This window comes from Anaeromyxobacter oryzisoli (assembly GCF_022690765.1).
Lineage (GTDB): Bacteria > Myxococcota > Myxococcia > Myxococcales > Anaeromyxobacteraceae > Anaeromyxobacter > Anaeromyxobacter oryzisoli.
This window is the reverse complement of sequence record NZ_JALCZA010000083.1, coordinates 1-19,595: the sequence shown is the minus strand read 5'-3', so window position 1 is coordinate 19,595 and position 19,595 is coordinate 1. Positions and strand designations below refer to the sequence as shown.

The 19,595-nt window shown below is 73.3% G+C and carries 24 protein-coding genes and 1 tRNA gene; 6 read left to right on the top strand and 19 right to left on the bottom strand.

Going from position 1 to position 19,595, the window contains the following annotated elements; all coding sequences use genetic code 11:
* From MNZ27_RS19420 to MNZ27_RS19405, 4 genes are all read right to left on the bottom strand, one after another.
* Positions 1–941: DUF6600 domain-containing protein (locus tag MNZ27_RS19420; RefSeq protein ID WP_332843112.1), on the bottom strand; the 941-nt coding region annotated here is incomplete at its 3' end.
* Between the two features lie 289 nt (positions 942–1,230).
* Entirely contained in the window at positions 1,231–2,514 is a 1,284-nt protein-coding gene (gene clpX, locus MNZ27_RS19415; protein WP_242395748.1) for an ATP-dependent Clp protease ATP-binding subunit ClpX, read from the bottom strand.
* A 120-nt stretch (positions 2,515–2,634) separates the two neighbouring features.
* Positions 2,635–3,252, bottom strand: a complete 618-nt coding sequence (locus tag MNZ27_RS19410) for a hypothetical protein (protein WP_242395747.1) — start codon at positions 3,250–3,252, stop codon at positions 2,635–2,637.
* Positions 3,249–4,178 (bottom strand): AgmX/PglI C-terminal domain-containing protein, encoded by a 930-nt coding sequence (locus MNZ27_RS19405; protein ID WP_242395746.1) that lies wholly within the window; start codon positions 4,176–4,178, stop codon positions 3,249–3,251. The genes MNZ27_RS19410 and MNZ27_RS19405 overlap by 4 nt, the downstream gene beginning before the upstream one ends.
* Before the next feature lie 83 nt (positions 4,179–4,261).
* Here MNZ27_RS19405 and truA point away from each other — a divergent pair, with 83 nt between their 5' ends.
* Positions 4,262–5,065 (top strand): tRNA pseudouridine(38-40) synthase TruA, encoded by an 804-nt coding sequence (gene truA / locus MNZ27_RS19400; RefSeq protein WP_242395745.1) that lies wholly within the window; start codon positions 4,262–4,264, stop codon positions 5,063–5,065.
* 81 nt (positions 5,066–5,146) lie between these two features.
* Here the strand turns inward: truA and MNZ27_RS19395 are convergent, their stop codons facing one another.
* The 8 genes from MNZ27_RS19395 to MNZ27_RS19360 form a co-directional block, all read right to left on the bottom strand.
* Positions 5,147–5,362, bottom strand: coding sequence for a ribbon-helix-helix domain-containing protein (locus MNZ27_RS19395; RefSeq protein WP_242395744.1), 216 nt, complete (start codon positions 5,360–5,362; stop codon positions 5,147–5,149).
* A gap of 248 nt (positions 5,363–5,610) precedes the next feature.
* On the bottom strand, positions 5,611–6,153 hold the full coding sequence (locus MNZ27_RS19390) for a hypothetical protein (RefSeq protein WP_242395743.1): 543 nt from the start codon (positions 6,151–6,153) through the stop codon (positions 5,611–5,613).
* Positions 6,150–7,004, bottom strand: coding sequence for an ATP-dependent sacrificial sulfur transferase LarE (gene larE / locus MNZ27_RS19385; protein WP_242395742.1), 855 nt, complete (start codon positions 7,002–7,004; stop codon positions 6,150–6,152). The genes MNZ27_RS19390 and larE overlap by 4 nt, the downstream gene beginning before the upstream one ends.
* 48 nt (positions 7,005–7,052) lie before the next feature.
* Entirely contained in the window at positions 7,053–7,748 is a 696-nt protein-coding gene (gene cysC, locus MNZ27_RS19380) for an adenylyl-sulfate kinase (protein ID WP_242395741.1), read from the bottom strand.
* Between the two features lie 287 nt (positions 7,749–8,035).
* Entirely contained in the window at positions 8,036–8,728 is a 693-nt protein-coding gene (locus tag MNZ27_RS19375; protein WP_242395740.1) for a HesA/MoeB/ThiF family protein, read from the bottom strand.
* Between the two features lie 31 nt (positions 8,729–8,759).
* Positions 8,760–9,026 carry a sulfurtransferase TusA family protein gene (locus MNZ27_RS19370; RefSeq protein ID WP_242395739.1) on the bottom strand — a complete coding sequence of 89 codons (267 nt, stop codon included), beginning with the start codon at positions 9,024–9,026 and terminating at the stop codon, positions 8,760–8,762.
* Positions 9,023–9,772: a HesA/MoeB/ThiF family protein gene (locus MNZ27_RS19365; RefSeq protein WP_242395738.1), complete on the bottom strand. Its 750-nt coding sequence runs from the start codon at positions 9,770–9,772 to the stop codon at positions 9,023–9,025. Before MNZ27_RS19365 ends, MNZ27_RS19370 begins: the two co-directional genes overlap by 4 nt.
* Before the next feature lie 55 nt (positions 9,773–9,827).
* On the bottom strand, positions 9,828–10,202 hold the full coding sequence (locus tag MNZ27_RS19360; RefSeq protein ID WP_242395737.1) for a hypothetical protein: 375 nt from the start codon (positions 10,200–10,202) through the stop codon (positions 9,828–9,830).
* A gap of 320 nt (positions 10,203–10,522) precedes the next feature.
* Here MNZ27_RS19360 and MNZ27_RS19355 point away from each other — a divergent pair, with 320 nt between their 5' ends.
* The 3 genes from MNZ27_RS19355 to MNZ27_RS19345 all read left to right on the top strand — a co-directional run bounded on the left by MNZ27_RS19355 (position 10,523) and on the right by MNZ27_RS19345 (position 12,399).
* A complete protein-coding gene (locus MNZ27_RS19355; protein WP_242395736.1) occupies positions 10,523–11,839 on the top strand; it encodes an inositol-3-phosphate synthase in 1,317 nt (438 codons plus the stop codon).
* A 35-nt stretch (positions 11,840–11,874) separates the two neighbouring features.
* A complete protein-coding gene (fdxA, locus tag MNZ27_RS19350; protein WP_242395735.1) occupies positions 11,875–12,198 on the top strand; it encodes a ferredoxin FdxA in 324 nt (107 codons plus the stop codon).
* A 119-nt stretch (positions 12,199–12,317) separates the two neighbouring features.
* Positions 12,318–12,399 (top strand) — tRNA-Leu (locus MNZ27_RS19345).
* A 375-nt stretch (positions 12,400–12,774) separates the two neighbouring features.
* On the opposite strand, the gene secG is transcribed toward MNZ27_RS19345, so the two are convergent.
* From secG to MNZ27_RS19320, 5 genes are all read right to left on the bottom strand, one after another.
* Positions 12,775–13,173: a preprotein translocase subunit SecG gene (secG, locus tag MNZ27_RS19340; protein WP_242395734.1), complete on the bottom strand. Its 399-nt coding sequence runs from the start codon at positions 13,171–13,173 to the stop codon at positions 12,775–12,777.
* Positions 13,170–13,931 (bottom strand): triose-phosphate isomerase, encoded by a 762-nt coding sequence (gene tpiA, locus MNZ27_RS19335; protein WP_242395733.1) that lies wholly within the window; start codon positions 13,929–13,931, stop codon positions 13,170–13,172. The genes secG and tpiA overlap by 4 nt, the downstream gene beginning before the upstream one ends.
* 3 nt (positions 13,932–13,934) lie before the next feature.
* Positions 13,935–15,125, bottom strand: coding sequence for a phosphoglycerate kinase (locus MNZ27_RS19330; RefSeq protein ID WP_242395732.1), 1,191 nt, complete (start codon positions 15,123–15,125; stop codon positions 13,935–13,937).
* 11 nt (positions 15,126–15,136) lie between these two features.
* On the bottom strand, positions 15,137–16,138 hold the full coding sequence (gap, locus tag MNZ27_RS19325) for a type I glyceraldehyde-3-phosphate dehydrogenase (RefSeq protein ID WP_242395731.1): 1,002 nt from the start codon (positions 16,136–16,138) through the stop codon (positions 15,137–15,139).
* Positions 16,139–16,381: 243 nt separating this feature from the next.
* Positions 16,382–16,615, bottom strand: coding sequence for a hypothetical protein (locus tag MNZ27_RS19320; RefSeq protein ID WP_242395730.1), 234 nt, complete (start codon positions 16,613–16,615; stop codon positions 16,382–16,384).
* Positions 16,616–16,870: 255 nt separating this feature from the next.
* Here MNZ27_RS19320 and MNZ27_RS19315 point away from each other — a divergent pair, with 255 nt between their 5' ends.
* Together MNZ27_RS19315 and MNZ27_RS19310 are read left to right on the top strand one after the other, a co-directional pair.
* Entirely contained in the window at positions 16,871–18,463 is a 1,593-nt protein-coding gene (locus MNZ27_RS19315; RefSeq protein WP_242395729.1) for an NAD(P)/FAD-dependent oxidoreductase, read from the top strand.
* Positions 18,460–18,735 carry a hypothetical protein gene (locus MNZ27_RS19310; protein ID WP_242395728.1) on the top strand — a complete coding sequence of 92 codons (276 nt, stop codon included), beginning with the start codon at positions 18,460–18,462 and terminating at the stop codon, positions 18,733–18,735. Before MNZ27_RS19315 ends, MNZ27_RS19310 begins: the two co-directional genes overlap by 4 nt.
* Before the next feature lie 140 nt (positions 18,736–18,875).
* Here MNZ27_RS19310 and MNZ27_RS19305 read toward each other — a convergent pair whose 3' ends face one another.
* Positions 18,876–19,229 (bottom strand): cupin domain-containing protein, encoded by a 354-nt coding sequence (locus tag MNZ27_RS19305; RefSeq protein ID WP_277958135.1) that lies wholly within the window; start codon positions 19,227–19,229, stop codon positions 18,876–18,878.
* A gap of 20 nt (positions 19,230–19,249) precedes the next feature.
* A partial coding sequence (locus MNZ27_RS19300; protein ID WP_242395726.1) for an SPOR domain-containing protein occupies positions 19,250–19,595 on the bottom strand: 346 nt, incomplete at its 5' end.

Sequence of the window (19,595 nt, the reverse complement as noted above, 5' to 3'; positions counted from 1 at the left end):
CCCTGCCCGCGGCCCGGCGCCTCGCGACCGGGCGCGAACCCGCCCTGCCCGCGGCCGGGAGCCTGGACCGCTCCGCCCGAGCGCCCGGGGGCCGGCACCGCGCCAGGGCCGCGCCCCGGCGACGGCCGCTCCGGCCGGTAGATCGAGACCTCGCCAGGCCTCACCCTGCCCGCCCCCGGCGACGGCGACGGGACGATCCGGACCGGCGTCACGGGCCGCCCGATCCGCTGCTCGATGACGCGCGGCGCGGGTCCGCCCCACGCCGGCGCCGGTCGCGCGCCCGGGGCGGGACGCGACGGGACCGGCCGCGGCGGCGCCGGGCTCGTCGCGTAGAAGTACTGCCTGGCGTAGCGCGGCGCGTACGCCACGGAGTAGACCGGCACCGCCACGAACCGGGCCGTCGGGACGAACGTCCACCAGTAGTCCACGAACGGATAGCTCGAGATGTACACGGAGAGGCCTGGCCCGAGCGGCGCCCACCCGACCACGTCACCCGAATAGCGCCACGAGACCCACGCCGGCGCCCACTGGTAGCCGGGGATCCAGAGCCAGCCGAGGCCGCCGTCCCACGTCCATCGGCCGTAGTGATACGGGCCCCAGCCCCACGGCTCGTCGGAGACCCAGAGCCAGCCCTCGTTCGTCCACTCCCACCGCCCGTAGTAGTACGGGCGCCAGCCGGCGGCCACGTGGGGCCGCCAGCAGCGGCCGTAGGCCCCGACCTCGACCCACTCTCCGTACGGCGAGAGCGCGCCGTAGAACGTGTCGAACGAGACGCTGCCCTGATCGCTGAGATCGACCGAGACGTCGTAGTCGCCGCCAGGCGGAGGTCCGTAGTCCCCCTGACCGGTGTAGTCCTCCTCCCACTCGCGGTCCTGGCCGAGCGCCCCGAGCGGGAGCGTGGCGACGGTGAGCACGAGGAGCGCGATCGAACGGCGACGCATTGGGGACCTCCGTGGCGGTCTCGGCCGCTCGCGCAACCGCGCGAGCCGCTCGAGTACCTCCTAATCGAGCAGCAAGGAGCATGCCGGAGCAATCCCGCCGTGAGTTCGCTGGGTTCCGTCGCCGTGCGGCGGCCGCTCGCAGCACAGTGTGCGCCGCGTTCACCTCGGTCGGGACGCGCACCGACGGGCCCACGCGCGCTCTCCCGTCGAGAGGAGCGTCTCGAAACGCGGCGGGCCGGCACCCGCTGGCGCGGGGCCGGCCCGATCGAGCGAACGCGCCGGGCGCGGCTCAGGCGAGCTTCTTCTCCTTCTCGAAGGAGAGGAGCGGCGGCTCCTTGTTCAGGATGACGCCCTCCGTGATCTTGCACTCCTTGACGCCCTCCCGGTACGGGACGTCGTACATGATGTCGAGCATCGCCTGCTCGAGGATGGCCCGGAGGCCGCGCGCGCCGCTCTTGCGGCGCATCGCCTCGCGGGCCGTGGCCCGCAGCGACTCCTTCGTGAAGGAGAGCTTCACCTTCTCGAGGTCGAAGAGCTTCACGTACTGCTTCGTGAGGGCGTTCTTCGGCTGGGTGAGGATCGTCACGAGGTCCTCCTCGCTCAGATCCGAGAGCGTCGCGATGATCGGCAGGCGCCCCACGAACTCCGGGATCATCCCGAACCGGACCAGGTCCGACGGCTCGATCCGCGCGAGGAGCTCGCCGAGCGAGGCCTCCTCCTTCTTCTCGATCTTCGCGCCGAACCCGAGCCCCTTCACCCCGACGCGCCGGCGGATGACCTGCTCGAGCCCGCAGAACGCGCCGCCGACGATGAAGAGGACGTTCGAGGTGTCGACCTGGATGTACTCCTGCTGGTTGTACTTCTTGCCGCCGCGCGGGGTCACGTTCGCGCGCGTGCCCTCGATGATCTTGAGGAGCGCCTGCTGCACGCCCTCGCCGCCCACGTCGCGCGTGGGCGACGGCGTGTCGCCCTTGCGCGCGATCTTGTCGATCTCGTCGATGTAGACGATGCCGCGGGACGCCTTCTCGACGTCGTAGTCGGCGTTGTGGAGCAGGTTCTGGATGATGTTCTCGACGTCCTCGCCCACGTACCCGGCCTCGGTGAGGCTGGTCGCGTCGGCGATCGTGAACGGGACGTTCAGGAACCGCGCGAGGGACTGGGCGAGCAGCGTCTTGCCCGAGCCGGTCGGGCCGATGAGCAGGATGTTCGACTTCTGCAGCTCGACGTCCTCGCCTGCGGCGCGCGCCTGCCCCGGGCGCACCGGCCGGGCGGGCTTGCGCGAGTAGACGCGCTTGTAGTGGTTGTAGACCGCGACCGAGAGGACCTTCTTGGCCTTCTCCTGACCGACCACGTAGTCGTCGAGGAAGCTCTTGATCTCGGCCGGGGTGGGCAGGGAGACGGCCGGACGTCCGTCGTCGCGCTCCGCCTCCTCGGCGATGATGTCGTTGCAGAGCCGGATGCACTCGTCGCAGATGTAGACCGTGGGCCCCGCGATGAGCTTGCGAACCTCTCGCTGCCCCTTCCCGCAGAAGGAACAGGAGAGATTTCCGTGATGGTGCTCTTTCCGGCTCACGCGTCCCTCGTCCGCTTGGATGTTACCACCAAACCTCTGGACCCCCGAACCGGAGGCCCCGTGCGCCGAATATAGCCAGGGGTCTCGCGCACCGCCCTCTCAAACCCCAGGAGGCTTCGTTTACTTCTCCAGGAGCGCCTCGAGATCCCCGGCGAGGTCCGCGGCGCGCTGCGCCACGCCCTCCGGGACGGCCCCCTCGGCGTGGCACGCGTCGGCGAGCCGCCGCGCCGCCTGGGCGAGCCGGGCGAGCCGCTCCTCCTCGGGGCGCGGCGGCGGCGGCGGCGGCGGGCCGAACTTCTCCGCGAGCTTGCGCGTCATCGCGGCGGGGGTCGGGGGGCGCTCGAGGACCTCGTCCCGCAGCTCGCGCCACCCGCCGTCGGACAGGCGGCCGGACGCCTCGGCGCGCGACAGCACCTCGATCACCTCGAAGGGCGGCGCCTTCGCCTCGTCGCCCGCCGCGTGTACGAGCCGGGGTTCGTGCCGCTCGAGGAACCCGTAGCTCGCCGTGAGCTTGTCCGCGGTGGCGCTCCGGATGAAGAGCTCCTTCGAGCAGTACCGCTCGAAGCTCGGGTACCCCCACCCGCGCCAGAGCTCCTTGCGCTTCACCTCCACGAGGAGGCGCCCGAGCTCGACCCAGGCGGACTTGAAGCGCTGGGCCCCCTCGAGCACCTTCCGGCGGAAGGAGCCCTCCGGCAGATCCTCCGCGTGGGCGGCGAGCTTCTCGGCGGTGGCGGTCATCGACCGATCCGGAAGGCGAGCTGGACCGTCGGGCGCTGCCCCGGGAACTTCGGGAAGCTCCACGTCCTGAGCTGCGCGAGCAGGCACTCGCGGAGCCTGCCCTCCTTGAACCGCGGCTCGTCGATCCACAGCGCCGCGACGCGCCCGTCGTTCCCGACGGCGAACTCGAGCGGGACGTCGCCGCGGAACTCCGGCGAGCGCTCCGCCTCCTCCCGGAAGCACGGCGCGAGGGTCCGCTGCTCGCGGGCGACGACCTGCTGGATCTTGCCGACGTCGAACTGCGCCTCGACGAGCTCGCCGCCCTCCACGTCGCTGCTCGCCCGGCGGCTCGACGCCGTGGCCGCGAGCCCCTGGCCTCGCCCGGTCTCGGGCGCCGCGCGGAGCCGCTCCGCGCCCTCCGCGCCCGAGGACCTCGCGCGCTCGTCCGCCGGGATCTCGATCTCGTCCTCGGCCCCCGCGCGCGCCCCCGCCCCGACCCCGACGCGCACCGCAGACGCGAGCGAGATGCCCGAGCCGAAGTCCTCGAGCAGGCGGCTCCGCGCGGCGCCCCCGGTCCGGAGCCGCCAGAAGAGGAGCCCGCCGCCGACGCCCGCCGCGACCAGGAGCACGGCGGCGGCCGCGACGAGCGCGGCGTGGCGGCGCTGCCTGCGCGCGCGGAGGAGCCGCGCCCCGGTGACCTCGCGCTCGACGCGAAGGGCGGCCTGCGCCTTCTTCGCGTGGACCACGAACAACGAGATCTCCCCGACCGGACGCCAGGTCCCGTCGCCGGGTGAGACGGGCGTCGCCGGGTCGAGCTCGCCGCGGTAGAGCATCGCGGCGAGGGTCCGGGAGTCGACCGGCCCGAAGACCTCGCCGGCCCGCCGGAAGAGCCACTCCCCGCGCTCGAGGGCGGGGTCTTCGATGAGGAGGGGCGTCGCGTCTGCCATGCGCGTGCGATCTGGGATCGAGGTTTGGGGGGATGGGGAAGTCGGCCCGCGCCGGAGCGCGCGCCGCGGTGTAGATAGCACGCGTGGAAAGACGGTTCTACGCTCTCAGGCTCCTCTACGACGGCGGCCCGTTCCGCGGGTTCCAGCACCAGCCCGGCCTGCCGACGATCCAGGACGCGCTGTCGGACGCGCTCGGGTCGCTCGGCGTGCGCGCCACGCTGCAGGTCGCGGCGCGGACCGACGCCGGGGTGCACGCGCTCGCGCAGGTGGTGGGGTTCGCGACCCGAGTCTCCCTCGACCCGGACGCGCTCCGCCGCGCGCTCAACGCGCGGCTGCCCGCTTCCATCCTCGTGCTCGACGCGTGGCGCGCGCCGGCCGGCTTCCACGCCCGCGGCAGCGCGCTCTCGCGCAGGTACGTGTACCTGGTCGGCGCGCCTGCACCGGAGCCGCTCCGCCCGTACGCGTGGAGCCTGCCGGATCCGCGCGCGTTCCCCGATCTGCCCTCGCCTTCCCTGGATCCCGACGCGATGCGCGCGGCCCTCGCGGCCGCGGTCGGCGAGCACGACTTCATCGCGTTCGCGCGACCCGGCGAGCAGCGCGGGACGGTTCGCACGCTGCTCTCCGCCGAGGTGATCTCGGCGAGCTGGGCGCCGCTCCACGCCGTCGTCCTCGAGGGGAAGGGGTTCCTGCGGGCGATGGTGCGGAACCTGGTCGGCACCGCCGTGACCGCCGGCGTCGGACGCGCGCCGCCCACGGTGATCCGCGAGCTCCTCGCGGCCCGCGGGCGCTACCGCGGCGTGCGCGCGCCCGGGTGGGGGCTCACGCTCGCGGCGGTCCGCTACCCGCCGGGGCTGGTGGGCGAGCCGCCGTCTCACCCTCACGCCTGAAGGTACGCGCAGGGGGCGCGCGCCTCCACGGGGCGATCCGACGGGGCGGCGGCAGCGGGGGCACCCGCGTCGCCCCCGGGCTCACATCTCGGTCCGGCCGGCCGGGGCGCGGCCGTACTTCGCGAGGAGGTCCGCGACCGCCTCGCGGAGGTAATCGGACTGGCGGACGCGGGTGCTCCGGGCCAGGTTGCGGAGCTCGGCGGCGAGCGGGCGGGGGAGCCGGACGAGCATCGGCTCGAGCCGGTTCGAGAGCTCGGGGTTCTGCGCGACGGTGGTGATGACATCGACGGGGTGCATGTGCGCTCCTTGCGACACGTGATGACTTCCACCCACACGCTACCACCCGATACCGGGCTCGCAAGAATTCGTCATCCCAGCCGTTTTCTTGACAGGGTCGCGCGACGGCGGCCCACGCCTACATCGACCTACCGCTGCGACGCTCGACTCGGGCGGGTGTCGCCATGCGGCCTCCGCGTCCGGCCCGCCCGCTCCAGCGCGATCGGCGAATGGGGGCCGCGAAGCCCCGCGTCGCTGGCCGCGGCGCGCTACTCGAAGCGGAGCTGTGCCCCGAGGGACGCCGAGAAGGACGCGACGCGGGCCTGGCCGAAGGCGGTGGCGACCCCGCCCGCGAGGAAGACCCCCGACGTCCGGGAGAAGTCGTAGGCGAGGCCCGCGCCGATCAGCGGTCCGGCCGCGAGGCGCGATCGGACCGGCACCCAGATCCCCGCGTCGAAGAAGGTCTTGAGCTCCTCGGTGCCGAAGTAGGCCCGGTACCGCGCGTCCAGGGCGAGGTTCACGTGGGTCCGCGCGGGATCGTCCCAGGAGCGCAGCGCGCCCTCGGCCCCGAGGACGATCTCGTCCCCCTCCCCCGTCACGTCGAAGCCGTACGCAAGGCGGAGCGCGGAGCGGAAGGAGGACGCGGTGGGCTTCCCGCTGACCGCGACGCTGTCGTGCCCGAGGACCGCCTGCACGAACGGGCCGTGCTCGTCACGATGATCGAACCGCGGCTCGAGCGCGCGCGCGGAGCCGCCGGCGAGGACCGCGGCAGCGAGCGCCGCGGCCGTGACCACCGTCCGGGCCGGGCTCACCCGTTCACCACCGGCAGCGCGATCCCGGCGAGCGCGTTCATCCGCCCCGAGCGGAACGGCTCCAGATCGAGCACGGCGAGCTTGAAGCCGGCGGCCTTCACCGCCGCGGCCAGCTCGGCCCGCCGCGCGAAGGCGCCCTCGATCTCGTCCGCGTCGATCTCGATCCGACCGATGTCGCCGTGGTGCCGGACCCGGAAGCTCACGAGCCCGAGCGCGCGCAGCCCCGCCTCGGCGCGCTCGACCTGCGCGAGCCGCTCGGGCGTCACGGCGGTGCCGTACGGGATGCGGGACGCGAGGCAGGCCATCTGCGGCTTGTCCCAGGTGGGCAGGCCGTAGGCGGCACTCCAGGCGCGGACCTCGTCCTTCGAGAGCCCCGCCTCCGCGAGCGGGGAGCGGATCCCCCGCTCCACCGCGGCCTGGTGGCCGGGCCGGTGGTCCCGCCGATCGTCCGCGTTGAAGCCGTCGAGGATCGCGGCGAGCCCCTCGGCGTGCGCGGTCTCCTCGCAGAGCCGGTACAGCTCGGACTTGCAGTAGTAGCAGCGGTCGGCGCCGTTCGCGACGTAGCGCGGATCGTCCTGCTCGCGGCTCGCCACCTCGACGTGGCGAACGCCGAGCCGCGCCGCGAGCGCCCGCGCCTCCTCGCGCTCGGCCTGGGGCACGGAGGGGGAGTGCGCCGTGAGGGCGACCGCGCGGGCGCCGAGCACCTCGCGGGCGACGGCGAGCACGAAGGTGGAGTCGACGCCGGCGGAGAACGCGACCACGGCGCTGCCGAGGCCGGCGATCCCGGCCTTCATGCGCGCGAGCTTGGCCTCCGACGACGCGCGGAGGGCCTCGAGCTGGACGTTGCTCATGTCCCGGTCTTTCTACCCTCGGCCGGGACGAGGCGCCAGCGGGCCAGGCTACCGGCGGGCCTTGGAGGGCTTCGGGCGGCGGGCCGCGACCTTGCGCGGCGCCTTCCGGGCGGGTGCCTTCGCGTCGAGCTTGCGCCGCGCGCCCTCGCGGCCGGCCTTCCCCCGGCGCGGGCGGAGGCCGCCGGTGAGCCTGCCGAACTCGGTCGGGCCGACGTACTTCGCGTCCACGAGCGCCTGGAAGACCCGCGTCCCCGCCTCCTCGACCGGGAGCTGATCGCTGTGGACCGTCACCTCGGGGCGGGCCGGCGGCTCGTACGGAACGTCCACCCCCGGGATCTCCTTGAGCTCGCCCGCCAGCGCGCGCGCGTAGATGCCCTCGGGATCGCGTCGCTGGAGCTCCTCCATCGAGCAGTCGACGAAGACCTCCACGAACCGCCGGGCCTCCTTCCGGAGGAGCTCCCGCGCGTCGCGGAACGGAGAGAGCGCCGCGCAGACCGCGACGCCGCCCGAGCGCATCACCGCCTTGGCCACGTAGCCGAGGCGTGCCACCGCCCGCGCCCGGTCGTCCTTGGACGTGCCGAGCCCCTCGAGCAGGAGCGCCGCGTCGCCGTCCTCGTCCAGGAGCTCGACCGGTCGGCCGGCGGCGGCGAGCCGCCCGGCCAGGTGCTTGGCGAGCGTGCTCTTGCCGGCCCGGTTCATGCCGGTGAGCCAGATCACGAATCCCGCGCCCTGCTGGGTCTCCATGCTACCTCCGGTCGCGCCCCCGGGACCGGCTCGCGTTCACCAGCGGCGAGCCGGGGTCGAGCGGCTGGTATCCGCAGTATACCCGCGAAGAGTCCTCCCGCAAAATTGAGCAGTTGCCGGCGCTGAAAGAAGTTACGCTGTGATGTCGCCTGGTTGCGCAATTCCGGCCTCTCCGTTGGGTCAATTGGACGCGCACCGGATGCGCCCTGCAGCCGAAATAGGGAGCCTCCGGGCGTGCCGCCGACCGGCGCCCGCGAGGCGACTGGTGGTGAACGGGGCCCGGGCGATCAGCCCTGCGCGGGGGCTTCAGCGCAGGCGCAGCCGGCGAGGCGGACGGTCGGCCTGACGCTCGTCATGCCGCGGACCAGCTCGATGCGGCGGCCTGCGCCGACCACCTCCGGCGTGGCGACGAGCTGCACCAGCTCCACCGCGGCGAGGGACGCGAGGGCCGCGACACCGGCCGCCGGCGGGCGGCCGCCCCCCGCCGCGGACCGGGCGCACGCGTAGCACGGCGCGCCCGGCGGGACCGAGATCACCGCGCCGCCGTCGCCGTCCACCTCGACCACCACGTGCGGGATCCGCGCGCGCCGGGCGGCCTCCGCGGCGGCCATCGCCTGCGCCGCCGAGGGGGCGCAGACGAGCGTCGCGTCCGGGACGCCGCCCGTCGGGTACGCGTCCACCGACACGTAGGCGGAGAGCGGCGCGAGCGCGGCGCGCGCGGCGGCGGCCCGGTCGCTGCCGACCGACGCCGGCGGGAAGAGCCACCCCGCGCGATCCGCGGGCCCCACCGCCTCCGGATCGTCGAGCCAGAGCCGGCCGACGCCGGCCTGCACCAGCGCGACGAGCGCGGCGGAGGACACCCCGTCGGCCCCGACGACCCGCACGCGCGCGGCCTGGAGCCGCTCCTGGGCGGCCTCGCCGAACCCGGGGACGATGAGCTGCCGCGACCAGCGGGCCACACGATCTTCGGTCAACGCCACGGTGGACCTCCTCGCATCGCGCAGACGCTCGTCACGGGAGCGCGGCGGCGGGCGCCGCGCCCTTCTCGACGAGCACCCGGTAGGCGCCCGGCGGCTCCCCCGGGATCGCCTCCACCGACAGCACGCGGTGACCGTCCTCCTCCGCGCTGCGCGGGACGCTCTCGACGGGTTCGCCCTCCCGGAGCCAGAGCTCGAGCCGCCCGCCGACCGGCAACCGCTCGAGGGCGATCCGCGTCTTCACCCAGGTGAGCGGGCAGGCGTAGGCGCGGAGGTCGAGCCGCGCGACGGGCGCCGTCACGCGAGCTCCCCGGAGCGGCCCGCGGTGACCTCGCACGCGCTCGCGGAGGCGGTCCCGCCGAGCGGCTGGGTGCCGGCGCACGCGGCGCACCCCTGGCGCTTGCGGACCAGCACGAGCCGCCCGCGCGCGGTCCGGGCCTCGTAGGTGAACAGCCGCCCCTCGTAGGCGCCGCGCTCCCCCGCGAGCAGCCGGAGCGCCTCGGCGGCCATCAGCCCGCCCGCGAACGAGGCCACGGGGCCGAGGATGCCGGCGTCGGCGCAGGACGGCACCGAGCCGGGCGGCGGCGGCGCCTCGAAGAGGCAGCGCAGGCACCCTCCCAACCCGGCCGGCGAGATCGTGAGGAGCTGCGCCGTGGTGCGGAGCACCCCGCCATGGACGAGCGGCCGGCCGGCGCGGAGCGCGGCGTCGCTCGCCAGGAACTTGGTCGCGAAGTTGTCCGAGCCGTCGAGGACCACGTCCACGCCGCGGATCAGCTCGACCGCGTTCCCCGCGTCGAACCGCTCGTCCCGGGGCTCCACCACGACGGACGGGAACAGCGCGGCGAGCCGCGCCGCCGCGACCCTCGCCTTGCGCTCGCCGACGTCCGCCTCCTTGAAGAGCGGCTGCCGGTTCAGGTTCGAGGTGTCGACCGCGTCGTTCTCGACCAGCACGAGCCGCCCCACGCCCGCGGCCGCCAGCGTGAGGAGGGCCGGGCCGCCGAGGCCGCCCGCGCCGATGACGAGGGCGCTCTTCGCGGAGAGGGGCACGCGAGGGCCTATATCCCGCTGAACCGAGACGGGCAAGCGCGGGGGGCGGGCGGGATCAGAGCGTCAGCCCCCGCCCTTCGCGCGCGGCGCGCCAGAGCGCGGGCAGCGTCTCGATCGCGTCGAGCGCCGGGCGGATCCGGTCGGGCACGAGGCCGGCGAGCCGGATGGCGGTGTCGCACGCGACGACCCGCAGGCCGAGCTCGCGCCGGGCCTCGTCGAGCGACTCCCGGAGGGGGGCGACGTGGGCCGCGGCCGCCTGCGGAGGCGCGCCTTCGTCGAAGCGCCCGCCGACCCAGAGCCGGAGGGGCTCGAAGAAGAGCGCGAGCGTGACCGGCTCGCCGAACGCCGCCGCCGTCACGCCGAGCGTGACCGCCTGGTAGCGCTCTTCCCACCCGCCGTGCTGCAGGAAGATGACGAGCGGAGCGTTCATCGACGCCTCGTGCATCGGCCCCCCGTGCGACGGGCCCTCGCGCGACGGGGCCGCGCCGGCGCCGGCCACGGCGACTCCGCGTGGCGACCATCGGTCCGGCCCGCCGGGAGCGCGGGCCCGGCCGGGAGCCCTCGCGTCCCCGGGCGGGGGGCAGCCCAGCACGTTCGAGGGGAGCCGCGCGTCATCGGGCCATATTACCCGCGCCGGGCCCCCCTGCCACCGAGCCCACGTCGAGGTCGCGGCGGAGGGCTCGGGACGGTCCTTGCGGCGCGCCGAGGAGTCCGAACCTTTGGGCGGGCGCAACGCCCGGGGGACCTCACGTGAAAAAGCAACCGACCATCGCGCCGGCCAGCGGCCGGCTCGCCATCCTGGTGCCGGGCCTCGGCGCCGTCGCGACCACCCTCATCGCCGGCGTGGAGGCCGTCCGACGCGGCCTCGCCAAGCCCATCGGCTCGCTCACGCAGATGGGGACGGTCCGCCTCGGAAAGCGGACCGAGAAGCGGACCCCGCTCATCCGGGAGCTCCTGCCGCTCGCGGCGCTCGACGACGTCCGCTTCGGCGCCTGGGACGTCTTCCCGGACGACGCGTACGAGTCGGCGCGCCACGCGAACGTCCTCGAGCACGACCTGCTCGAGCAGCTCCGGACGCCGCTCGCGGCCGTCCGGCCGATGCCGGCGGTCTTCTCCCCGCAGTACGTGAAGCGGCTGGACGGCCCGAACGTGAAGAAGGGCCGGAGCAAGCTCGACCTGGGCGAGCAGCTCCGGGACGACATCCGGCGCTTCGTGCGGGACGCCGCGTGCGATCGCGCGGTGATGGTCTGGTGCGCCTCCACCGAGACCTTCCTCGAGCGCTCCGCGGTGCACGGCGAGCTCGCGCGCTTCGAGAAGGCCATGGCGGCGAACGACCCCGCGATCGCCCCCTCCATGATCTACGCGTGGGCGGCGCTGAAGGAGGGCGTCCCGTTCGCGAACGGCGCGCCGAACCTGACCGTGGACGTGCCCGCCCTGCAACAGCTCGCGCGGAAGCAGGGCGTCGCCGTCGCCGGGAAGGACTTCAAGACCGGCCAGACCCTCATGAAGACCGTCCTCGCGCCGATGCTGAAGGCGCGCATGCTCGGGCTCCAGGGCTGGTTCTCCACCAACATCCTCGGCAACCGCGACGGCGAGGTGCTCGACGACCCCGGCAGCTTCAAGACGAAGGAGGTCTCGAAGCTGTCCGTGCTCGACCACATCCTGCAGCCGGAGCTGTACCCGGACCTCTACGGGCGGTTCGACCACAAGGTCCAGATCCACTACTACCGGCCGCGCGGCGACAACAAGGAGGGCTGGGACGCGATCGACATCGTCGGCTGGCTCGGCTACCCGATGCAGATCAAGGTGAACTTCCTCTGCCGGGACTCGATCCTCGCGGCCCCCGTCGCCCTGGACATCGCGCTGTTCCTCGACCTCGCGCAGCGCGCGGGGATGAGCGGCATCCAGGAGTGGCTGTCCTTCTACTTCAAGAGCCCGATGGTCGCCGAGGGGCTCTACCCCGAGCACGACCTCTTCATCCAGCTCACCAAGCTCAAGAACACCCTCCGGCACCTCGCGGGCGAGGAGCTCATCACCCACCTCGGCCTCGACTACTACGAGAAGTAGGTTAGGAACCCCTGCGGGGAACCGGGGAGGAGCACATGGCCTACGTCGTCGCCGAGCCGTGCATCAAGTGCAAGTACACCGACTGCGTCGAGGTCTGTCCGGTGGACTGCTTCTACGAGGGGGCGAACTTCCTCGTGATCCATCCGGACGAGTGCATCGACTGCGGAGCGTGCGAGCCGGCGTGCCCGACCAAGGCCATCTTCCCGGAGGACAGCCTGCCGACGAAGTGGTCCGAGTACGTGCGGCTCAACGCCGAGCTCTGCAAGACCTGGCCGAACATCAGCGAGAAGAAGGATCCCCTCCCCGACGCCGAGCAGTGGAAGGACGTCGAGGCCAAGCGGCAGTACCTCGAGAAGTGACCCGCCGCGCCGGCGCCTCCCGGGCCGGATCGACGCCCGGGTGGCGATCCGGCGAGCGCCTGCGTTTCCGCTATTGCGCCCGGAACGGGCCTTTGCTAGAAACCCGTCCGCTTCGCTTCGCCCAGGTGGTGGAACTGGTAGACACACCATCTTGAGGGGGTGGCGCCGTAAGGCGTGCGAGTTCGAATCTCGCCCTGGGCACTGAAGGGGATCCGGGCAACCGGGTCCCCTTCTTCCTTTTCCGGCCCCGCCCTTCCCTGCTGGCGCGCTCGGGGAGCCGGCCGCTCTCCGCGATCGTCCCCTTCGACGTCCGGTCGAGCCGGCGCCCACACCTCCATCCCGAAGACGATCCGGCGGGCGCGTTCCGACCGACGTCCGTCCGCCCCGAGCAGCACCCGTTCGCCCTGGGCGTCGCGCGCGCGAGCGCGCGGCTCGGAGTCGAGGACGCCCGGGGGCGCCGCATGGCGTCACGGTGCGTGAATGATCCGAGCGCAGCCGACGGACGCCGGACGCACGAAGGCCCGGAGCGACCAGCGCCCCGGGCCTCCGCGTGAGGGAGCGTGCCCTGCCGGCGGCCTAGTGTGACGGCGTCGGCGCCGAGCCGCCCTGGGCCGGTGCGGCCGGTGCCGCCGGCGCGGGCTGCTGGGCCGGCGCCTGCGACGCAGGAGCCTGTCCGGCCGGGGCCGGCGCGCCGCCGGCGGGAGCGGGCGCGAACGGCGCCGCCCCGCCGCGATCGACCACGGAGGTGGTCTTCGAGGCCTGGTAGGCGAGGGTCAGCGAGGTCAGCATGAAGATCGCCGCCGAGACGCTGGTCACCTTGCCGAGGAACGTCTGCGAGCCGCGCCCGCCGAACACCGTCTGCGAGGCGCCGCCGCCGATACCGGCCATGCCCCCGCTCTTCCCCGCCTGGAGCAGGATCACGAGGATCAGGAACACGCAGACGAGGACGTGGATGATGGTGACGAGCGTGATCAACGGAGTGCACCTTTCACGATGGCGAGGAAGTCCTTCGCCTTGAGGCTCGCCCCGCCGACGAGCGCGCCGTCGACGTCGGGCTGGGACATCAGCTCCCGGGCATTCTCGGGCTTCACCGAGCCCCCATATTGAATCCGAATCCGGTCCGCAGCGGAACCCCCCAGCTCCCGGAGGATCTTCCGGATCGCCGCGTGGACCTCCTGCGCCTGGGCGGCGGTGGCCGTCTTCCCGGTGCCGATGGCCCAGACCGGCTCGTAGGCGACCGTCACCCGCTCGAGCTGCTCGGCGGAGAGGCCGGCGAGCCCCTGGCGGACCTGCCGCTCGACCACCTCGAGCGTCCGGCTCCCCTCCCGCTCGGCGAGGGTCTCGCCCACGCAGACGATGGGGCGGAGGCCGGCGCCGAGGAGCGCGCCGACCTTCCGGCGCACCGCCTCGTCGGTCTCGCCGAAGAGGTGGCGGCGCTCGCTGTGGCCCACGACGCAGTGGGCGCAGCCGGCGTCGAGCAGCATCCCCGGGGAGACTTCGCCCGTGAACGCGCCCTTCGCCTCCCAGTGCACGTCCTGGGCGGCGAGCTCGACGCGCGACCCGGCGAGCGCCTGCCCGACCGCGTGCAGCGCGGTGAACGGCGGGGCGACGGCGACCTGCACCTTCCCCGCCGCCTCGCCGAGCCCATCCCGGACCTCGCTCGCGAGCGCGACCGCCTCGGGGACGGTCTCGTGCATCTTCCAGTTGCCGCAGACGAACGGAGTTCGGGCCAAGGGCTACTCCTCGAGCGCCTGGATGCCGGGGAGGACGCGCCCCTCGATGAACTCGAGGCTCGCGCCGCCGCCCGTGGAGACGTGCTTCATCTGATCGACGAGCCCCGCCTCCTCGACGGCCGCCGCGCTGTCGCCGCCGCCGACCACGGTGACCGCGGGGCTCTTCGCCATCGCCTGGGCGACGCCGAAGGTCCCCTCCGCCCACGGCTTCTGCTCGAAGAGGCCCATCGGGCCGTTCCAGAACACGGTCTTCGCGTCCAGGATCCGCTGCCGGTACCGGTCGAGCGTCTTCGGCCCGATGTCGAGCCCCATCAGCTCCGCGGGGATGGCGCGGTCGTTCACGACCACGCGCTCCGCGGTCTCCTTGGGCTCGGCGCCGCAGACGTGGTCGGTCGGCAGGAGCAGATCGACGTTGCGCGCCTTCGCGCGATCGAGGATCTGGCGGGCCAGGTCGAGCTTGTCCTTCTCGACGAGGCTCTTCCCGACCGGCACGCCCTGCGCCTCGAGGAACGTGTACGCCATCGCGCCGCCGACGAGCACCGCGTCGGCCTTCGCGATGAGGTTCTCGAGCACCTTGATCTTGTCGGAGACCTTCGCGCCCCCGACGATCGCGACGAAGGGCCGGGCCGGGTGGCCGAGCGCCTTGCCGAGGTACTCGAGCTCCTTCTGGATGAGGAAGCCCGCCGCCTTCTCCTTCACGAACCTCGCCATCCCCGCCGTCGAGGCGTGGGCGCGGTGGGCCGTGCCGAAGGCGTCGTTCACCCACACGTCGGCGAGGCTCGCGAGCTCCCGCGCGAAGCCCTCGTCGTTCTTCTCCTCCTCGGGGTGGAACCGGAGGTTCTCGAGGAGGAGCACCTGGCCGTCCTTGAGATCGCGGACGAGCTTCTTCACCCCGTCGCCGACGCAGTCGTCGGCGAGGATCACGTCCTGCGCCAGCAGCTCGGAGAGGCGCTGCGCGGCGGGCTCGAGGGTGAGCTTCTTGCGGTCGTCGGGCTTCCCCTTCGGCCGGCCGAGGTGCGAGGCGAGGATCACCTTGGCCTTGTGCTTCAGGGCGTACTGGATCGTCGGCAGCGCGGCGCGGATGCGGGCGTCGTCGGCGACCTTCCCGTGCTCGTCGAGGGGGACGTTGAAGTCCACGCGGATGAAGACGCGCTTCCCCGCGAGGCTCAGCGCGTCGATGGTCTTGAGCGCCATGGCGCGTCCGCCTACTTGGTGAGGAACTTCGCGACGTCGACCATGCGGTTCGAGAAGCCCCACTCGTTGTCGTACCAGGCGAAGACCTTCGCGAAGGTGCCCTCGACGACGAACGTGCTGGTCGCGTCGAAGATCGACGAGTGCGGGTCGTGGTTGTAGTCCACGGAGACCGTCGGGGCGTCGGAGTAGGCGAGGACGCCCTTCAGCGCGCCCTCGGCCGCCGCCTTGAACGCCGCGTTGATCTGCTCGGCCGAGGCCTGCTTCTCCAGCTCGACGGTGAGGTCGACCAGGGAGACGTTCGGCGTCGGGACGCGGACGGAGGTGCCGTGCAGCTTGCCCTTGAGGGCCGGGATCACCTCGGCGACGGCCTTGGCCGCGCCCGTGGTGGACGGGATCATGGAGAGCGCGGCGGCGCGGGCGCGGCGCAGATCCTTGTGCGGCAGGTCGAGCAGGTTCTGGTCGTTCGTGTAGCTGTGGATCGTCGTCATCAGGCCGCGCCGGATGCCGAAGCTCTCGAGCAGCACCTTGGCGACCGGCGTGAGGCAGTTGGTCGTGCAGGACGCGTTCGAGATGATCTTGTGCTTCGACCGGTCGATCTGCTGGTGGTTGATGCCGTAGGCGACCGTGATGTCCGGCTGCTTGCCGGGGGCGGAGAGGAGCACCCGCGGCGCGCCGGCCTGGAGGTGCGTCTCGGCCTTCGCGCGCTCCGTGAAGAGGCCCGTGCACTCGAGCACGAGGTCGACCTTGTTCGCCGCGTGCGGCAGGTCGGCCGGCGACTTGATCGCCGTGACCTGGATCTCCTTGCCGTTGACGACGATCGCCTTCTCGGTCGCCTTCACCTCGGCGTCCAGGACGCCGTGAACCGAGTCGTACTTGAGGAGGTGGGCGAGGGTCTTCGTGTCGGTGAGGTCGTTGATGGAGACGAACTCGAGGTCCTTCTCGCCGCGCTCGAGCGCCGCGCGAACGACGCACCGACCGATCCGCCCGAAGCCGTTGATTGCGATCCTCGCCATGGCCACCTCCCAAGGGGTTGAAAAAGGGGCCCTAACCTACTTTCCGCGAGAGGAAACTGTCAACGAAATGACAGCAGTGCTCCCCCGTCGCGGAGCCCCCTCGCGGCGCGGTCGGAGGACCGGCGCGCCGCCCGCCCGGGCTCGACGCGGACGGGTGGCGTCATGACTCGCGGAAAAGCAGGCGGCGCCGGGGGTGCCGGCGCCGCGAGGACTCGTTTACGGTTCGTGCGAGGTGACGTGCGGCTACAGCGCAGCCCGCCAGCCCTCCTTCGCCTTGTCGCCGAGCGCGACGGGCGCGGGCGTGCCGCGCGCCTCCTCGCCGGGCGCGCCCTCGCCCTGCTCGCCCTTCAGGTTCTGGGTGACGAGATCGATGAGCTCCGTCGAGAGGCTCAGGATCTGGTTCGTCGAGTACCCGTTGCCACGCAGCTCCTTGAAGAGAGACTTCGCGAGGATCTTCGTTCCCTTGACGTCGAGCATGCCTGGCACCATTGAGCTCTCTCCCCGGGGCCGAAGCGGCGCGCGTTCCGCGCCCCGGTCCGTGCGGTTGAACGGGGCGTCCTGAGAGCAAGCTCCGCGCCAAACGCGATACCTGATGACACTCCCAATGTTCTCCTGTACTTGTGCTCGACCTGCCCTTCGGTGGTCCCTTCGTCCGGTGCGTAGCGCCCTTCGCATCTCCCCACCCGCACGGGGTCCACGCGCGTAGGAAGCTTCGCGCTCCAGGAGAGCCGCTTGCGCTACCGCGTCTCGAACATCCCGCTCTGGCTCGACGAGGACGACGCGCTGATCGTCCGGCGTGCGGCGGAGCGCCTGGGCGTCGCGTCCGCGAGCCTGTCCGACGCCCTCGTGGTCCGGCGCTCGCTCGACGCGCGCAAGAAGGGGCACCCGCGCTGGCTCGTCAACCTCGAGGTGTCGCTCGAGGGCGAGCTCCGCGGCGCCCCCGCCGACGTGTCGCCGGTGAGCCCGCCCGCCCCGGCCCCCTCCCCCGCGCGCCGCCCCGAGACGCCCCCGGTGATCCTCGGCGCCGGCCCCGCCGGCCTCTTCTGCGCCTGGGGCCTCCTCGAGCGCGGGATCGCCTCGGTCGTGCTCGATCGCGGCAAGCCGGTCGGACCGCGGCGCCGCGACGTCGCCGAGCTGATGCGCTCCGGCGCGCTCGACCCCGAGTCGAACATGAACTTCGGCGAGGGGGGCGCCGGCGCCTACACGGACGGGAAGCTCGGCACGCGCATCCACCACCCGGAGGTGCGCAAGGTGATCGAGCTCTTCGCCCGGTTCGGGGGCATCGCGCGCATCCTCGCCGAGGGGAAGCCGCACGTCGGCTCGGACCTCCTGCCCGCGGCGATCTCGGCGATGCGCGAGGAGCTGGAGCGCGGCGGGTGCACGTTCCACTGGGGGGCCCGCGCGGTGGACCTCGAGGTGGCCGGCGGCCGCTTCCGCGGGGTGCGGCTCGCGGACGGGCGCACCGTGGACTCCGACCGGCTCGTGCTCGCGCCCGGGAACAGCGCCCGCGAGCTGTTCGAGCTGTTCGCCCGCCGCGGCTGGCCCGTCGAGGCGAAGCCCTTCGCGGTGGGGTTCCGGGCCGAGCACCCGCAGCCGCTCATCGACCGGATCCAGTACGGGATGGAGCGGCGGCACCCGAAGCTCCCGCCCGCGGACTACAAGCTGGCGGACAACCCGCGGATCGCCGGTGAGGCCCGGGGCGTGTTCTCGTTCTGCATGTGCCCGGGCGGCGTGGTCGTCCCGACGCCGACCGAGCCCGAGCTGCAGTGCACGAACGGGATGTCGAGCTCCCGTCGCTCCTCGCCCCTCGCGAACGCCGGCCTCGTGGTGGCGGTCTCTCCCGCCGACTTCGCCGCGGAGGGGTTCGAGGGGCCGCTCGCCGGCCTCGCCTGGCAGCGCAAGTGGGAGCGCGCCGCGTACGCCCTGGGCGGCGGCGGCTACCGCGCGCCCGCCCAGCGCCTCTCGGCGTACCTGGCGGGCGTGCCCGGGGCGCCCCCCGGGCGGACGTCGTACCGGCCCGGCGTGGTCCCGGCGGATCTCTCGACCCTGTTCCCTCCCGCCGTCCGGGAGGCGCTCCGGGCGGGGCTGCGGAGCTTCGGGCGGCGGATGCGCGGGTTCGTCACGGACGAGGCGCTCCTCATCGGCGTCGAGACGCGGACGAGCGCCCCCTGCCGCGTCGTCCGCGGCGAGGATCTCCAGTCGCCCGCGATCCGCGGCCTCTACCCCGCCGGCGAGGGGGCCGGCTACGCGGGCGGGATCGTCTCGTCCGCGGTGGACGGCCTCCGCGTGGCGGAGGCGATCTGCGAGGAGCTCGGCCCGGCATGACCCGCACCGTGATGACCTACCGCGTGAAGGACGCGCGCGGCGAGGAGCTCGTCGTGCCCTCGCTCCGCGATCTGCACGACCTCTACGCCCACGGGTTCCTCTCGGACGACGACCTGGTCCGGGCGGAGACGTCCACGCGCTGGGTGCGGGCCGGCAGCATGCGGGCGCTCGACGGCGTGCGGGAGCTCCGGGCCGAGCGCCCGGGGCGCTGGCTCCTCGTCGCCGCGGCGCTGGTCGCGCTCGCGGCCGCGATCGGGATGCTCTTGGTTTGATTGGACGAGGCGGGCCGCGCCGGCGGAGCCGTTGCCGCGTCCGGGCGGCGAAGGCGCGTTCGCGCCCCGCCGGTGGCTACCCCACTCCAAGCGCCTCGACCGGCGCGTCGGTCCCGGGCGGGCCGGCCGCGCTCGATCTTTCACCGTCCGTAATCGTCCTGCACCCGGACGACGTCCTCGACCTCCGGCGTCGAGACCTCGAGCACGTCCACGTCCGTGATCGCGCGCATCCGGTGAACCGTGCCCGGCTTCACGTGGTAGCTGTCGCCGGGCTTCATCGGGTGATCGACCAGCCGGTCGCCGTCCTTCAGCACGAGGACCATGTCCCCGCTCCAGAGGTGGATCGTCTCGTCCTTCTTCACGTGGTACTGGAGCGAGAGCTGGTTCCCCGCCTTCACGTGCAGGAGCTTCCCGACGTAGCGGTCGGTGTGAGCCCACCAGAGCTCGTGCCCCCAGGGCTTCTCGACACGCTTCGGCTTCTCGAACGTGCTCATGATCACCTCGGAATCTGCGGTCACCGGTTCTCGGCGACGAACCCCTTCGCCCCGGTTTCCCGGACGACGTCCTTCAGGTAACGCTCGGCGGACGCGCGATCCGGGAAGCGCCCGGCGCGCACCCGGTAGACGCGCCCCTTCCCGGCGACGTCGGCCGACTCGACGCGCGCGCCGATCGACGCGTAGCGCGACGCGAGCCGCTCGGCGTCGCCGCGGCTGGTCGCCGCCGCGAGCTGCACCGTGAAGGCCCCGCCGCTCGCGCCGGAGCGGCTCGCCGGGGCTGCCGCGCGCGCGCTGGTGGCCGGCCGCGCCGGGGCGGCGCCCTGCACCGCGGTGGCCGTGTCCCGCTCCCGCTCCGGCGGAGGA